This is a genomic window from Bacillus sp. N1(2025), assembly GCF_053470005.1.
In genome coordinates this window covers 85741-100458 of the sequence record NZ_JBLTJB010000011.1, presented here as the reverse complement: position 1 = coordinate 100458, position 14718 = coordinate 85741, and the positions used below count along the sequence as shown (strand labels likewise).

The window sequence follows — 14718 nt, the reverse complement described above, 5'->3', positions numbered from 1 at the left end:
AGTTCACATTCACATAAAAAAAACGTACATAGGGGCATGTACGTTTGGGCAGTTTTTCATTATATATTCAGTTTCAGAATGCCTTTTTGCATGGCAATGGTGACGGCTTCCGTCCGCGAATCAGCGCCTAATTTGTTATAAATTGATGTTAATCTCGCTTTTACCGTCCGCTCTGAGATTCCTAAATCGAAGGCGATCGCTTTGCTTTTATGTCCTTGCGCAACGGCTTGCAGAACTATGATTTCCTTGTCCGTCAGCTGTGTTTCATTGGCATTTGCCCGTTCCATTTTCATTTCCCGGAAACGCCGCAAGATGTCCGGCTGCAGAAGCACTTCTCCCCTGACTGCCGCATCCATCGTATGAAATAAGGTTTCTGAGCTTGTGTCCTTCAGCAGATAACCGTTCGCGCCTGATTCGATGCCTTCTATCATCAGATGATCTTCATTATAGGTCGTCAAAATAATGATCGGCACATCAGAATGCTCTTTTATCTGTTTAATGGCTTCCAGCCCGCTCATTTCCGGCATGTACAGATCCATGAGAATGACATCGGGCTTTAGTTCCTCTGCGAGGCGGACGGCGGTTTTCCCGTTTTCCGCTTCTCCCGTTATGGTGTAATGGTCATTTGTTTCTATCAAAAGCTTCAGACCTTCTCTGACGACAAGATGGTCATCTGCTATTAACACTTTATACATGTTCCGCCTCTCCCTGAATTGGTATGATGATCTCAATTTGAGTCCCCGCTGATCTGGCGCTTGTTATACGGAAAGTACCGTTCATCATATTGACGCGTTCTTGTATCCCAAGCAGCCCGTAATGTCCGCTTTTTCTCATTTCTGTTCCGGCATCAAAGCCTTTCCCGTCATCTTTGACGGTTATGCGGATCTGTCTCTCTTCTTCCCGAACGGACACCCAGACATTCTTTGCTTCTGCATGCTTGGCGGCGTTTGTCAGGCCTTCTCCGATCATGTAATGGCAATTCTCCGCCGTATGAACGTCAAGCACATGATGCACGCTGTAATCTAAAAAACAAGACAGCCCGGAGGCTTCTGTAAAATGGTTGATTTGTTCAGTGATGCTTTCTTTTAAGAAACCGATCTCTTCTGATTTACTGCGAAGGTTATCAATGGCCGAGCGCGCATCAGCCAATGTGCCCTTCACTCTGTCCATTGACTGGCTGATGATGTCTTTCGCTCTGTCAGTGTTATCTTTCGAAAGATGAACTTGCACCGCTTCAAGCTGCATGTGCAAGCTGACCAATCCTTGGGCAAGCGTATCGTGTAAGTCTCTCGCCATCCGCTGTCTTTCATTCTGAAGCGTCAGCTGTTTCACTTGCCGGTGAGCGAGCTCTAATTTTTCAAGCGTCATCTGTGTTTTTATTTTTTCATCAACTTGCGCGAAAAATGTGGCCGCATACGTGATAATCACGATCATGATGGGAGCGGCGATAACGATGAAACGCAGCAGATGATGCGGATGCTCCTGATGCAGGGCTGTTATGGACATTAAAATGAAAAGATAGAGTATGAGCAACGTTTTTCCCTTATCCGCCATTCCGATAATCTGCCCGATTAAAAAGGCATAGAGACCGATGACCAGTGCGATATAGCCGCCGGTCATCAAGTTAGCCGATGTATATATGATAAATCCCTGTATGATGAAATAAAGAAACGTCTTTTTCTTCACCCAGCGATGGGAATGCCAGTGCAGCACGGTAAAAATGACGATCAATATCGTGAATAACAGCTGCAAAAAAACCGTCCAGCTTTCATAAATGTACTGCAAAGAAACTGATGCGGCATATACCATTAAAATAAACGCCAGACCGGGCACCCGAAGCGCAAGCATATGCAATGAGCGTCTGTCACGGGAGACGTAGTCTTCTTGATGTTTTGTACCAAACAATCTCTGTCCACTTCCTTTTAGCCGACCGGCCTCACGAGGTTTTATTCTATTTGTCATCATACCATATGTGCCTTCTTCTCACCTTCCCCTTCTGTCCCTGCATGACGGGTGAAAGAAAAAACAGCCTGCGGGATTGTTCGCAAGCTGTTTTTGTTCATATCTTTTTTATGACCTTCCCCGGGTTTCCGGCCATGACGGGATTTGGCGGGACGTCTTTCGTAACGACTGTACCGGCCGCAATGACGGAGTTTTCGCCGATGGTGACGAAAAATGACACAGCTGCCTCCGATCGTAATCGGAATGCCGTAACCGCTTTTATTTCTTCCTCCCGGCTGTATAGATCCCGACATTCGGCCCTATCATACAGTTATCGCCTATTCGCACGTCAGCCATGTCTAAATGGTGCAATTACAGCCGGCATAAAAATGATCACCGACATGAATATTGGTTCCGATATCACAGTGAAAGTTATGCTCGATGCCCGGTTTTTCCCCTGCCGTCCCGAACAATTCTCTGATGAGCGCTTCTTTTGTTTCAAACGCTTCCGGATCGGCGTCGTTTAATTCCCGGACAAGCCTATGCGCCCGGATGTTTTTCTTCCTCAGCTCTTCCGTTTCGCGTTCATAATAGATTTTGTTATCAGAACTCATGTGTCGAGCCTCCATTTTCAGCAAGGATATTCTGTTTATTCTCCGCTTGAAAACAATGTTAACCCGTCTTGACTGATTCGGTAAGTATATTTTAAACTACTTTTAATAAGTCTTTTAAAAAGTGATTAATAAAGGGGTGCAGAATCATGGCAAATACCATTAATAATACATCCATTGTAAAAAAAACGAATGAAGAAACAATCATTGAAGCGCTGCTGAAAACGGATGCGGCCACCATTTCCTTTCTCTCTCAACAAACAGGGCTCAGCGCCGCCACGTGCGGAAACATTTTACATGAATTAAAAGAACGCGGCGAAGTTATGGAACTGGAACCGAGCGCCTCAACAGGCGGAAGAAAAGCAAGGCAGTTTACGTTAAATGCGGACAGTCATTTGGTACTCGGCATATCCGTTAAAACAGAAGGCGGCGTCCATTCGATTGACGTCGCGCTGGCAGATTGGCACGGTGACTATATTGAAAAAGACAGCCACTTTTATGATGTCATCAATTATGACGTCATCGAACGGCTTACTGACGAATGGATAAGGCGGTTTCCCAATATAAAGGCGATCGGCATGGGGGTTCAGGGTGTGGTCAGCCACGGCATCATCGGCATTTGTGACACTGAAGAGCTGTGTGATATCCCGATGCAGGAAAGACTTGAAGCCAGACATTCTGTCAAGGTCAATGTAGAAAACGAGATGCATTACGCTTTGTACGGATTTTATCGCGATCAGCAATATTCCGTCCCGAAAACCATCGCCATGGCCGCATTTGTCAAAGACAACCCTCCGGGAGCGCGCTTCGTTATAGACGGGCGCTTAGTCAAAGGCAATACGCAATTCGCCGGAGAAATTTCTTATATTCCATTTGAAACGACACGGAAGCAGCAGCTTGAAAAGCTCTATTCACCTGATTCTTTTCCGGAACTGGCTGTTAAGATGACAAGCGCCATGATTTCAATCATCAATCCGCAGGCCATTGCGTTTATCGGAGAATTATCAAAGGGATTGGATATGGAACAGGTTTATGAAGCATGCTCCGCTTTTGTCCCGAAAGAACACATGCCCGAGCTGATTCTCATAGATGACATCCAGCCCTATTATCAAAAAGGATTGATTGCCATCACATTAAAATCTCTGCGTTTTCCGCTTCATTTGGCAGAGAGGGAACTGATTTCATGAGTAAACAGGGCATTCAAAAATGGAAACTTTCCCTTTTTTTTATTTTTTCGCTGCCCGGACTTGCTTTCTCATCCTGGATTTCCCGCACGCCTGAAGTCAGAGAAACGCTGAAAGCCTCGACTTCAGTGATGGGATTGATTATTTTCGGCCTTGCATGCGGCTCATTAATCGGTCTGTTAAGCGCCAGCCGGATCATCTCGCGGAAGGGAACCAGATTCGCAGCTCTGATCAGTGTTCTGATTGTCATTATCGGGATATTCGTCATCAGCGCAGGTGTTTTTGCCGCTTTCAAAAGCATCGTATTTGCCGGACTGATCATCTTCGGGCTCGGCTACGGACTTGCGGAAGTGGCCCTTAATGTAGATGGTTCCGCCCTTGAACACGCCGCCGGGAAAACCATGATGCCCGCATTGCACGCATCGTTCAGCGCCGGCACATTGATAGGCGCGGGACTCTCCTCTCTCGCTATTTTATTCAAGGTTCCCGTGCTCGTTCACCTGCTGCTCATTGCCGGAATTGAGTTTATCCTGATTTTTACTTTCTTCCGGTTTCTGCCGGAGGACACCGGGAAAGAAGATGCCGTCTCAAGGCGGCAGGAAGTCTCAAGCGAAAAGCCGGAAAACGTCTGGACAGAGCCGCGCACACTGCTGATCGGGCTCATCGTGCTCGGAATGGCTTTCGCAGAAGGGTCGGCCAATGACTGGCTTCCGCTCACCATGACGGATGGTTTTCACGTGACGCACGCGCAAGGCACGGCGGTTTACGGGGTCTTCCTCACCGCTATGCTGATCGCCCGCATCTTTGGCGGGGCATTTTTGGACCGGTACGGACGCGTGCCCGTTCTTCGTCTCTGCACCGCCGTCAGTGTCATCGGACTTTCCCTTGTAATTTTCAGCGGAAACCTCACAGCAGCCGTAATCGGCGTCTTTCTTTGGGGAATCGGCGCCTCCCTCGGCTTCCCGGTCGGCCTTTCCGCAGCCGGCGATGACCCGAAAGGAGCAGTTAAGCGGGTCGGAGCAATCTCCTTCGTCGGCTACTGCGCCTTCTTAGTCGGCCCTCCCGTTCTCGGACTGCTCGGTGAAGAATTCGGCCTTGTTAAAGCACTGATCATCGTACTGATCGGCATCGTGCTCAGCGGGCTCGTCTCCCGCGCGGCAAAACCGCCCGCGCATCAGAAAAACGTTCATGACACCAACAGCCATTCCATGTGAACAAGAGGAAGCGATTGTGCTTCCTCTTTTTTTTGATGCACCGTCAGGCTTTTTCTCCGCTTTTTCTTACAAACAAAATTTGTAAGACTAGAGCTCTTTTCTCAGGGGAAATTAATTACGTATTTTTAGAAAGGGAGGTTTCAGACGATTATGGAAAAGCGTGAATTAGCGGCTCACGAGTCGCTGGACTTACATGAAATCATTAACTTCAAGACGCTTTGTGTAGCGAAATCCAAGCTCATGCAAGGGCTTGTGTTTGATCAGGATCTGAAAACGTTAATGGAAAAAGACGTTCAGCAAGCCTCTCAAGACCTGGCTGATCTGCAGGCGGTTTATGAACGGGCAACGTTTCAGGCTCCCGTTCCTCAAAACCGGCCGACTTCGATCATCAATTGAAAGGAAGGTAAGCATCATTGAATCATGACCATTTAGATCCGATCAATTCATTACATGTCCCTGAACTTGCGGATATGACATTCGCAATGGATTTTCTCATACGCGCCAAAGAAGGCGTCAGAAATACCGCCGTCGCTTTAACAGAAACCGCTTCACCTGATGTAAGAGCTTTGCTGCGCAAACAGCTCATGCAGGGAATCGCGATGCATCAGGAGATAACAGACTTGATGGTCAGCAAAAAGTGGTTTCACCCGCATGATTTGAGCGAACAGTATAAATTGGATCAGCTCTCTGCAAAAAATACCCTCATGGTCGGAAGCATGAACCTGTTTCCCGTTGAAACAAACAGAAAAGGGATGTTTGACCGCACACCTGATGAACACTAACACTGGAGGTATTACAGCATGAAGGCCGTAACGTATCAAGGAGTGAAAAACGTCGTTGTCAAAGACGTGCCTGATCCGAAGATTGAAAAACACGATGACATGATTATAAAAGTCACAAGTACGGCAATTTGCGGATCAGATTTACATTTAATCCACGGACTCATCCCGAATTTGCAGGAAGACTACATCATCGGCCATGAACCGATGGGCATCGTGGAAGAAACCAGTCCCGGCGTGACGAAAGTCAAAAAAGGCGACCGCGTCATTATTCCTTTTAATATCGCCTGCGGAGAATGCGTTTATTGTAAGAATCACCTGGAAAGCCAGTGTGATCAATCAAATGAGAACGGCGATATAGGCGCTTATTTCGGCTATTCAGGAAATGCCGGCGGCTATCCGGGAGGCCAGGCCGAATATTTGCGCGTTCCATTTGCGAACTTTACCCACTTTAAAGTTCCCGAAACATGCGAAGAACCGGATGAGAAACTGAGTGTTATTTCCGATGCGATGACAACCGGCTTTTGGAGCGTCGACAATGACGGCGTAAAAGAAGGCGATACAGTTATCGTTCTCGGCTGCGGGCCCGTGGGCCTTTTCGCTCAAAAATTCTGCTGGTTAAAGGGAGCGAAACGCGTAATAGCCGTAGACTATGTCAACTACCGTCTCCAGCATGCGAAACGGACGAATAAAGTGGAAATCGTGAACTTCGAAGACCACGAAAATACAGGCAGCTACCTGAAGGAAATCACCAAAGGCGGCGCCGACGTGGTCATTGACGCCGTCGGCATGGACGGGAAAATGACAGACCTTGAGTTCCTCGCCAGCGGTTTAAAACTTCAAGGCGGGGCGATGAGCGCATTGGTCATCGCGTCCCAAGCGGTGCGAAAAGGGGGAACGATCCAGATTACGGGTGTGTACGGCGGCAGATACAACGGGTTTCCCCTTGGCGATATCATGCAGCGGAACGTCAATATCCGATCAGGACAAGCTCCGGTCATCCACTATATGCCGTATATGTTTGAATTGGTGTCAACCGGCAAAATTGATCCGGGCGATGTTGTAAGCCATGTCATTCCGCTCAGTGAAGCGAAGCACGGCTATGAGATGTTTGACACGAAAACAGATGATTGTATTAAAGTTGTACTCAAACCTTAAAGAACGGAGGCTACAGAAATGGCCAGCGCCTTACATGAATTACTTGAAATTCAGGAGATGGCTTCTTTTAAGTCCCTTTGCCTGACGAAATCCAAAACCATGAAAGCGCTCGTATCCGATCCGCAGCTGAAAGAAATCATGCAGCAGGATGTGGATACATCAACAAGGCAATTGCAGGAATTTGCCTCGATTTTATCTGATGCACAGCATGAAATGAGGAGATGAATCACGAATGAATCCGATTATTGAATACTTGACGGGAATGAATGCACTGACAGACCAAATTGTCGCAATGGATTTATTGAATTCGGCAAAAAGCGGTGTCAGAAACTATGCGATGGCGGCGACGGAAGCCGGAACGCCTGAAGTGAAAGCGATCCTCACCCGGCACTTAGAAGAAGCCCTTGACATGCACGAGCAAATCTCACGCTATATGATGGAAAAAGGCTGGTATCACCCGTGGAACACAAATGAACAAGTCCGGCTCAATTTGCAAAATATTGATACGGCGCTCCGCCTGCCCGTCCTATAAATCGTTTTGCTGCTGAGACTGCACCCCTGACTCAAGCTTCAGTATTTCAAACTGTGAGCTGCCTTTTACAGCGCCCAGGCGGCTCTCAGTTTTTTTATACCTTCTTGTATATTGGTTTCAGAAACCCCCGCGAAACCGAGAGAAACTGTTTTTTCAGGGAGCTGTTTTTGATAGGTGAGAGACACGGGATAGATTTTGACTCCTTGTTCCTCCGCCTTTTCAATCAGCTCTTTTTCACTGAAAGGCAGCTGAACGTCAAGTAAAATCCGCAGCCCGGAATTTTCTCCGCGAATCCTGACGTATTGTCCCAGCTCGCGCCGCACGGCCTCTAATAATACCGCTCTTTTTTTCCGGTACAGCTTTCTCATTCTGTTAATATGTTTCTGCCACTCTCCGCTTTTGATAAATTGAGCCAGCGTCAGCTGACTGTGGCAGGAGACGGTCTGCTTATATAAAGAAGCGATTTCCCTGCCTTTTTCGATAAGCGGCAAAGGAAGAATCATATAGCTGATGCGCAGCGAAGGAAGCAGAGATTGGGAAAACGTTCCCATATAAATAACACGGTGATGCTGATCAAGCCCTTGCAATGATGGGATCGGCTGGCCGGTGTATCGGAATTCACCGTCATAATCATCTTCTATAATGAACGATTGATGTTCCTTCGCCCATTTCAGCAGCTGAATCCTTCTGTTTACCGGCATAATCATTCCTAACGTAAATTGATGAGAAGGCGTGACATATACAAGACGCGGCCGCTCTTCATTCAGCTTCCGGATACAGACTCCTTCATTATCGACGGGTATCGGAATGATCTTCATGTGATTGGCTTTAAAAATCTCCCTCGCTCTCGGATAACCCGGATCTTCATATCCGATGGATAGATTTGCTTCAAATATTTTGCACAGCATTTGCAAAAGAGCAGGGTTTCCGGCGCCGACTATCACTTGTTCAGGAAGACAATTCACGCCGCGCGACTGATATAAGTATTCTGAAATGAGCGTTCTCAGTTCAAGCTCGCCCAAATCATCCCCGGGCCGATACAGCTCATGCCCGTATTGATCTAAGCTTGCAACCATGCTTTTGCGCCATGCCGAAAAAGGAAAATGAGCGGCATCCACAGTGCCGTAGTGAAAATCAATCCATTGGCGGTCTTCCTTCGCCTTTGTTTGAACAGGCGAAGCGCCCGGCTTTTTCACATAGACGGCGTCCGAGTCATAATCGGCAAACCATCCGCTTCTCGGCTTACTGACAATATAGCCTTCGGCGGCAAGCTGTTCATAGGCACGCTCCACAGTCGTCTGACTGACGGAAAGCTGACTTGACAAAAGCCTTTTTGAAGGAAGCTTCAGTCCTTTAGGAATACGGCCCTGATGCATATTTTCCTTAAAATGCCGATAAAGCTGCTGATAAAGCGGAATATCCAGATCTCTATTTAAAAATGGCGTGATATCCATTTTTATTCCCTCCAAACTGGCATTCTTCTTTTTATAAAAACTGGCCATTTGTATAAGGCCAATTTCAGTTTATAGTCATTATAAACTTTGAAAATGGGTTTAGAAATATATATTGGAGTGATTGGAATGAATAAGGCCGCAAACGGCTGGATTAACGGATTTATCGGCGTGCTCATTTTCAGCGGCTCGCTTCCCGCGACCCGCTTGGCTGTAGCGGACTTTGATCCGGTATTTCTCACCGTATGCCGCGCCGCGATAGCCGGTATATTGGCAGGCGCTCTGCTCCTGATTTTTCAGGAGAAACGCCCTGCCAAAAGCGACATCATTTCATTAATAACAGTAGCGCTCGGCGTCGTGATCGGTTTCCCGCTGCTTACAGCATTAGCGCTTCAGCATGTCACATCCGCTCATGCCATTGTCTACATCGGGCTTCTCCCGCTTGCGACGGCGATCTTCGGCGTACTGCGAGGAGGCGAACGGCCCAGACCGGTCTTTTGGATTTTCTCGGCTGCCGGCAGCATCCTCGTAGCCGGATATGCTCTGCTGCAAGGAGGGGAATCCTCTCCGCTCGGTGATACGTACATGATCGCTTCGATTATCGTGTGCGGTCTCGGTTATGCCGAAGGCGCCCGCCTCTCCCGGCGGCTTGGCAACTGGCAGGTGATCTCTTGGGCTCTCGTTTTATCGCTTCCCCTTATGTTCATCCTGTCTTTCTGCTTCATGCCGGACTCATGGTCAAACATCGGCGCGCCCGCACTGCTCAGTCTTGCATATGTCTCAATATTCAGCATGCTGATCGGCTTCGTATTCTGGTATCGCGGACTCGCCCAGGGAGGCATCGCCGCGGTCGGACAGCTGCAGCTTCTGCAGCCTTTCTTCGGACTGTTACTGGCCGCCATGATTCTCCATGAAAAAGCGGGATGGGAACTTGCGGCGGTGAATGTCGGCGTTATCGCTTGCGTGGCGGCCGCCCGGCGGTTCGCAAATCAATCAGAAAAGGCCGAACAATGAACTTGTTCGGCCTTTTCATTATGTTCCGCCCATAGGCAGCAAAAGTCTGCATCTCTTTCACATGATCCGGGTATTTTTCAGGCAGGCTGAACTCCCTTAAACGCACTCATCACCAGATCATGCACATAGGAATCATTCACCTCATCACCTGTGATCAACAGGCGATAGAAAATCGGTCCGTAAATGAGATCGATGCTTACGTCAATATCAAGATTCTCTCTTAATTCACCTTTTTGAATTCCCTTTTCCAGAAGGCCTTTCGCTTGGAGGCGGCGGGGCTGGAAAAATCGCGTGCGATATTCTTCCGCCAATTTTGCATCCAGCTGCCCCGCACCGATTAATTCCTTAATAACGGTTCCTTCCCGGCTCGTCAAAAACCTTGCTAAATTCGTGGCGTGGGTCAATATATCTTGCACTGTTGATCCTGTATCGGGCACAGGCAGTCTGTCCGTAGCGGTCGAAAGAAAGCTGTCCATGATAACGGCAGCCTTGTTTGACCACCATTTATAAATCGTTGCCTTACTCACTTTGGCACGCTCAGCAATTTTATCGACTGTCACCGCGTCAAAGCCATTTTCCAACAATAGGTCATAGGCTGCAGAAAGAATCGCCTTATGTGTTCCTTCATCGCGCGGCCGTCCTCGTTTACTCTGCACATGAATCATTCCTTCCCGAATTATAAACGATACGTTCAGTATACTTAACCTGTATAAAAAAAGAAAACAGAAACCCATTTACAAAACTGAACGTTTAGTATATCATTTGCTTATAATAAAACTAAACGTTTAGTTTACAAAATAACTTGAGGGAAATCTTGATGAAACACAGACTCCAAAAGCCTCTGCGTAAAGGAGATGAATCAGCAAATCATTTATCAAGCATCATAAAAACCACTTAAAAAGGAGTTCATTCATATGGCTAAAGAAAACAAACAGACAGCAGATCAGGGAATTTCACCTGGTTTAACCCTTCTTCTCGCAACGGCATGCGGTATCATTGTCGCTAATCTTTATTATGCACAGCCCTTGGCAGGATTCATTAGTGCGGCAATCGGACTTTCTCCAAGCAGCGCCGGACTGATTGTCACGCTGACCCAAATCGGATACGTTGCCGGCTTACTGTTTCTCGTCCCTTTGGGAGACATTATCGAAAACAAAAAACTTGTCGTTGTATCACTCCTTCTAAGCGCAGCCGCTTTGACACTGACAGCATTTGTGAAGCATGGAACACTGTTTTTAACCGCTGCGTTTTTCATCGGACTGGGATCCATCGCAGCCCAAGTGCTAGTTCCGTTCGCATCATACCTTGCGCCAGACGCCGCACGCGGCCGGGTTGTCGGCAATGTGATGAGCGGCCTGCTGCTCGGTATTATGCTTTCCCGTCCGATATCCAGCCTGGTCGCTGATATATGGGGGTGGAATGCCATATTTGCTTTATCCGCCGCGTTAAGTGTTGTCCTGGCAATCATCTTATCAAAAGTGCTTCCTGCCAGAAAACCAACAGCAAACACAAGCTACACCGTCTTACTCGGTTCAATGTGGAAGCTGCTGCGCACGACTCCGGTCTTACGCCGCCGTGCCATTTATCATGCGTTTGTATTTGGCGCTTTCAGCTTATTCTGGACGACTGTGCCTTTATTATTGTCCGGTCCTGCTTTTCATTTTTCTCAAAAGGCAATCGCGCTGTATGCATTAGCGGGCATTGCGGGTGCAGCGGCTGCACCGATAGGCGGCCGTCTGGCTGATCGCGGCTTGACCCGGCTTGCCACCGGAATCGCTCTCGGTGTTGTCATCGTTTCTTTATTACTCCCGCTCATGATTCAGAGCAGCTCCCCCGTCGGAATAGCAGTTCTGGTGGCCGCTGCTATCCTGTTGGATATGGGGGTATCTGCCAATCTCGTACTCAGTCAGCGTGCCATTTTTTCGTTGGCACCTGAATTTCGCAGCCGATTAAACGGATTATTTATGGCAATCTTCTTTCTCGGCGGTGCTATAGGATCATCAATCGGAGGATGGGCATACGCCTCAGGCGGGTGGAGTATCACATTATGGATTGGAATCGCTTTTCCGGTCATAGCATTGCTTTATTTCACCACAGAGAAATAAGCCTTTCACCAAAAATAAGCCGTCAGGACCAAGCTGACAGCTTTTTTTGGTGTATTCTTCTTTACATCCATCCGAACAAAAAATCCGGATTCATGAAAAGATGATATTGATTCTTTACGCCCCGCTCACATAGCAGAAACGGTAAAACCATGTCATAATATGTTAAGAAATAATTGCGCCATAGGCAGGTGAACACATGAAGAAGTATTTATATAAACACCTTTTGTTAGCTCTCGTTTCGTCCGTTTGCTTTTTATTGGTCTTTTATGTGGGTTTAAAAATGACACAGGAAGACACACCGCCGTTGTCTTCTTACCCGTTTTACCTTTTTATTTATCTTTACATCGCAGCCGGATATTTGACGGTCGGCCTTGTTTTAGCTTGTATGACTGATATCTTGAAAAACCGCTGGACATTGAATAAAACGTCTTCCATTCTATTGAAACTTATCGTTTACTTCCTCATACCGTATGCTATTTTTCATTCTTTCTTCATTTTAATGGCGCCGTTGATTTATGTGCTGTTTGAGTCGTTATTCATCCTGAGAAAAGCTTCGTAACCTGAAAAAACATACCGCATGCTGCCGGTATGTTTTTAATATGCTTGTCAGTTGTTCGCAGTGATCCGTTTGATGTTTTCTTCCATCAAGCCGGAAATGAGCTGTTCGTTTGTATGAGGAATCTGTTTGAGCTGTTGCACGACCAGCCCTTGTCTTGCGGCTGAATGATTTTGACTCAGCTTTGCTTTCCCCTCTATTTTGCTGATTTTGATTTTAAAGCCTTTTACCCCTTTGTTCATGCCTGCCAGCAATTTCGCATCGACATCCTCTAATTTGTACGGGCTGTCGGGGCTTTCGTATTTCAATACGAGATCACTCATCGACTGCACGGTTTCTTCCTCATCCAAAAGCTCCGCCTCTCCGTAAACATGAACCGCCACGTAATTCCATGTGGGAACAGCCTGATTCGTCTCATACCATTTAGGCGAGATATAACAATGAGGCCCTTGAAAAACGGCTAACACGTTTTGGCCATCAATCTCTTTCCATTGGGGGTTCGGCAATGCAAAATGACCGTATAAGCATTCGTTATTCTTACTCATCATCAATGGCAGGTGGGTTGCATACGGCATGCCTTCCGCCGTTGAAAACAATGCTGCGAAACCATACTCTTTAATTACATCGCACGCTTCAGCTTCACTCAGCTGAAATGGAGCGGGAATATACATAAAAACTCTCCTCTCTGAACATGGATTGATAAAGCGCTTTCCGCTATAATAAGATATCAACTGACATTTAAAAAGGTACAGTTTTGAATAAATATACATGTCAGAGGAGAACATCTGATGAAAAATATGATTTTCGCTTTCGAAAGCGATACCCCGAAATACAAACAAATTTACGAGCAATTTAAAACATTGATTGAGCAGGGAAATATTCAGGCAGATGAGCGGCTGCCTTCAATTCGGGAGCTGGCAGATTCTCTGCGGGTAAGCCGTAATACAACGCTGATGGCCTATGATCTGCTTTTAGCGGAGGGATACATTCGCGGAGAAACACGCAAAGGTTATTTTGCAAATGAAGTAGAACCTTCTTTATTTCAACAAGAAAACGATGTTGTTTACGCTGAGAAAACCGAATCAACTCAGCCGATCCTGATTGATTTTCGTGCCGGAGCCGTCGATCAAAATCATTTTCCTCTGAAAACATGGAGAAAATTATACAATCAAGTTTTGACATCAGAGAAAAGCTTTCTGTACGGTGAACCGTTCGGCGAGAGAGACCTGCGTGAACAAATTGCCGCTTATCTCTTGGAATCCCGCGGAGTGAAAACAGATGCGGATTCCATTATCATCGGCAGCAGCACCCAGCAGATGCTGATATATCTCAGCCGGATTCTGAAAGAGGATTTTTCGGGAATGATCGTTGAAGACCCGGGATTTGACGGTGCCAGAGCGGCTTTTCAATTTCACGGGCTTTCTCTGGAGACGATGCCTGTCTATGAAAACGGAGCTGATTTTTCTCAATTACATGCAATGAAAGAAAAATTAATCTATGTGACCCCTTCCCATCACAGCCCTTACGGCGTAAGCATGTCCATTCAGCAGCGCCAAACTCTGATCAATTGGGTGAATCATAGAGAGGGTTATATTCTTGAGGATGATTATGACAGTGAATTCCGTTATACACAGCAGCCGTTTCCCGCTCTTGCTTCCATTCAATCAGACCGGGTGATTTATTTGGGGAATTTCTCAAAATCCTTTCTTCCGGGCATCCGCATAAGCTATATGGTTTTGCCGCAGCGCATTTTGCACCGGTATAAAAAAAGGTTTATTCATTTCGAAAGCACCGCTTCTTCGCTTAACCAGCTGACCATGGCTGAATTGATGAAGGCCGGTGAATGGACCCGCCATATTAAGCGCATGCGCATTGTTTATAAGCGCAAAATGCAGCACTTGATTTCACATGTAAAGCAGCAGTTCGGCGATCATGTGACGATCATCGGCGAGCAGTCGGGATTGTATATATTGGTGAGAGTTCACCTGAACTATACAGAAGAAACATTAATCGAACGCGCTTTTCAGTACGGAGTGAAGGTATATCCTACCGCCGTTTATTTTGTTGCCGAAAAACCCGAACCGCCGATCATAAAGCTGGGTTTCGCCCATCTCGATACGGATCAGATCACACATGGCGTACAGCTTTTAAGAAATGCTTGGCTGACATGAAA

General features: G+C 46.9%; 18 protein-coding genes. 11 read left to right on the top strand and 7 right to left on the bottom strand.

The window, feature by feature from the left end:
* Window positions 1-59: 59 nt before the first annotated feature.
* The 4 genes from ACNFN4_RS19240 to ACNFN4_RS19225 all read right to left on the bottom strand — a co-directional run bounded on the left by ACNFN4_RS19240 (window position 60) and on the right by ACNFN4_RS19225 (window position 2555).
* Entirely contained in the window at window positions 60-695 is a 636-nt protein-coding gene (locus ACNFN4_RS19240) for a response regulator transcription factor (RefSeq protein WP_053285505.1), read from the bottom strand.
* Complete coding sequence (locus ACNFN4_RS19235; protein WP_079891268.1) at window positions 688-1905, bottom strand: sensor histidine kinase; 1218 nt, start codon at window positions 1903-1905, stop codon at window positions 688-690. The genes ACNFN4_RS19240 and ACNFN4_RS19235 overlap by 8 nt, the downstream gene beginning before the upstream one ends.
* A gap of 154 nt (window positions 1906-2059) precedes the next feature.
* Window positions 2060-2182, bottom strand: coding sequence for a maltose O-acetyltransferase (locus ACNFN4_RS19230; RefSeq protein ID WP_014417033.1), 123 nt, complete (start codon window positions 2180-2182; stop codon window positions 2060-2062).
* A 118-nt stretch (window positions 2183-2300) separates the two neighbouring features.
* Window positions 2301-2555 (bottom strand): maltose acetyltransferase domain-containing protein, encoded by a 255-nt coding sequence (locus tag ACNFN4_RS19225; RefSeq protein ID WP_014417032.1) that lies wholly within the window; start codon window positions 2553-2555, stop codon window positions 2301-2303.
* Between the two features lie 146 nt (window positions 2556-2701).
* On the opposite strand from ACNFN4_RS19225, the gene ACNFN4_RS19220 reads away from it, so the two are divergent.
* From ACNFN4_RS19220 to ACNFN4_RS19190, 7 genes are all read left to right on the top strand, one after another.
* Entirely contained in the window at window positions 2702-3739 is a 1038-nt protein-coding gene (locus tag ACNFN4_RS19220; protein ID WP_014417031.1) for an ROK family protein, read from the top strand.
* The gene (locus ACNFN4_RS19215; protein ID WP_072177221.1) at window positions 3736-4950 is read left to right on the top strand and encodes an MFS transporter; all 1215 of its coding nucleotides are present in this window, start codon (window positions 3736-3738) and stop codon (window positions 4948-4950) included. Before ACNFN4_RS19220 ends, ACNFN4_RS19215 begins: the two co-directional genes overlap by 4 nt.
* A gap of 150 nt (window positions 4951-5100) precedes the next feature.
* Window positions 5101-5346, top strand: a complete 246-nt coding sequence (locus ACNFN4_RS19210) for a hypothetical protein (RefSeq protein ID WP_007409324.1) — start codon at window positions 5101-5103, stop codon at window positions 5344-5346.
* Between the two features lie 17 nt (window positions 5347-5363).
* On the top strand, window positions 5364-5732 hold the full coding sequence (locus tag ACNFN4_RS19205; protein WP_014417029.1) for a spore coat protein: 369 nt from the start codon (window positions 5364-5366) through the stop codon (window positions 5730-5732).
* Window positions 5733-5750: 18 nt separating this feature from the next.
* Window positions 5751-6887, top strand: a complete 1137-nt coding sequence (locus ACNFN4_RS19200) for a zinc-dependent alcohol dehydrogenase (protein WP_448200396.1) — start codon at window positions 5751-5753, stop codon at window positions 6885-6887.
* 18 nt (window positions 6888-6905) lie between these two features.
* The gene (locus ACNFN4_RS19195) at window positions 6906-7112 is read left to right on the top strand and encodes a hypothetical protein (protein ID WP_014417027.1); all 207 of its coding nucleotides are present in this window, start codon (window positions 6906-6908) and stop codon (window positions 7110-7112) included.
* Between the two features lie 7 nt (window positions 7113-7119).
* Window positions 7120-7419, top strand: coding sequence for a spore coat protein (locus ACNFN4_RS19190; protein ID WP_014417026.1), 300 nt, complete (start codon window positions 7120-7122; stop codon window positions 7417-7419).
* A 65-nt stretch (window positions 7420-7484) separates the two neighbouring features.
* On the opposite strand, the gene pdxR (ACNFN4_RS19185) is transcribed toward ACNFN4_RS19190, so the two are convergent.
* Window positions 7485-8873 carry a MocR-like pyridoxine biosynthesis transcription factor PdxR gene (gene pdxR, locus ACNFN4_RS19185; protein ID WP_448200395.1) on the bottom strand — a complete coding sequence of 463 codons (1389 nt, stop codon included), beginning with the start codon at window positions 8871-8873 and terminating at the stop codon, window positions 7485-7487.
* A 126-nt stretch (window positions 8874-8999) separates the two neighbouring features.
* Between pdxR (ACNFN4_RS19185) and ACNFN4_RS19180 the strand changes: the two genes are divergently transcribed.
* Window positions 9000-9884, top strand: a complete 885-nt coding sequence (locus ACNFN4_RS19180; protein WP_173613708.1) for a DMT family transporter — start codon at window positions 9000-9002, stop codon at window positions 9882-9884.
* Between the two features lie 77 nt (window positions 9885-9961).
* Here the strand turns inward: ACNFN4_RS19180 and ACNFN4_RS19175 are convergent, their stop codons facing one another.
* Window positions 9962-10540 (bottom strand): TetR/AcrR family transcriptional regulator, encoded by a 579-nt coding sequence (locus tag ACNFN4_RS19175; protein ID WP_021495037.1) that lies wholly within the window; start codon window positions 10538-10540, stop codon window positions 9962-9964.
* A gap of 258 nt (window positions 10541-10798) precedes the next feature.
* Here ACNFN4_RS19175 and ACNFN4_RS19170 point away from each other — a divergent pair, with 258 nt between their 5' ends.
* Together ACNFN4_RS19170 and ACNFN4_RS19165 are read left to right on the top strand one after the other, a co-directional pair.
* Window positions 10799-11989, top strand: coding sequence for an MFS transporter (locus tag ACNFN4_RS19170; protein WP_014417022.1), 1191 nt, complete (start codon window positions 10799-10801; stop codon window positions 11987-11989).
* A 196-nt stretch (window positions 11990-12185) separates the two neighbouring features.
* Entirely contained in the window at window positions 12186-12548 is a 363-nt protein-coding gene (locus ACNFN4_RS19165) for a hypothetical protein (protein ID WP_014417021.1), read from the top strand.
* 47 nt (window positions 12549-12595) lie between these two features.
* On the opposite strand, the gene ACNFN4_RS19160 is transcribed toward ACNFN4_RS19165, so the two are convergent.
* Complete coding sequence (locus ACNFN4_RS19160) at window positions 12596-13216, bottom strand: FMN-binding negative transcriptional regulator (protein WP_021495040.1); 621 nt, start codon at window positions 13214-13216, stop codon at window positions 12596-12598.
* 117 nt (window positions 13217-13333) lie between these two features.
* On the opposite strand from ACNFN4_RS19160, the gene pdxR (ACNFN4_RS19155) reads away from it, so the two are divergent.
* Entirely contained in the window at window positions 13334-14716 is a 1383-nt protein-coding gene (gene pdxR, locus ACNFN4_RS19155) for a MocR-like pyridoxine biosynthesis transcription factor PdxR (RefSeq protein ID WP_014417019.1), read from the top strand.
* The last annotated feature ends 2 nt before the right edge of the window (window positions 14717-14718 follow it).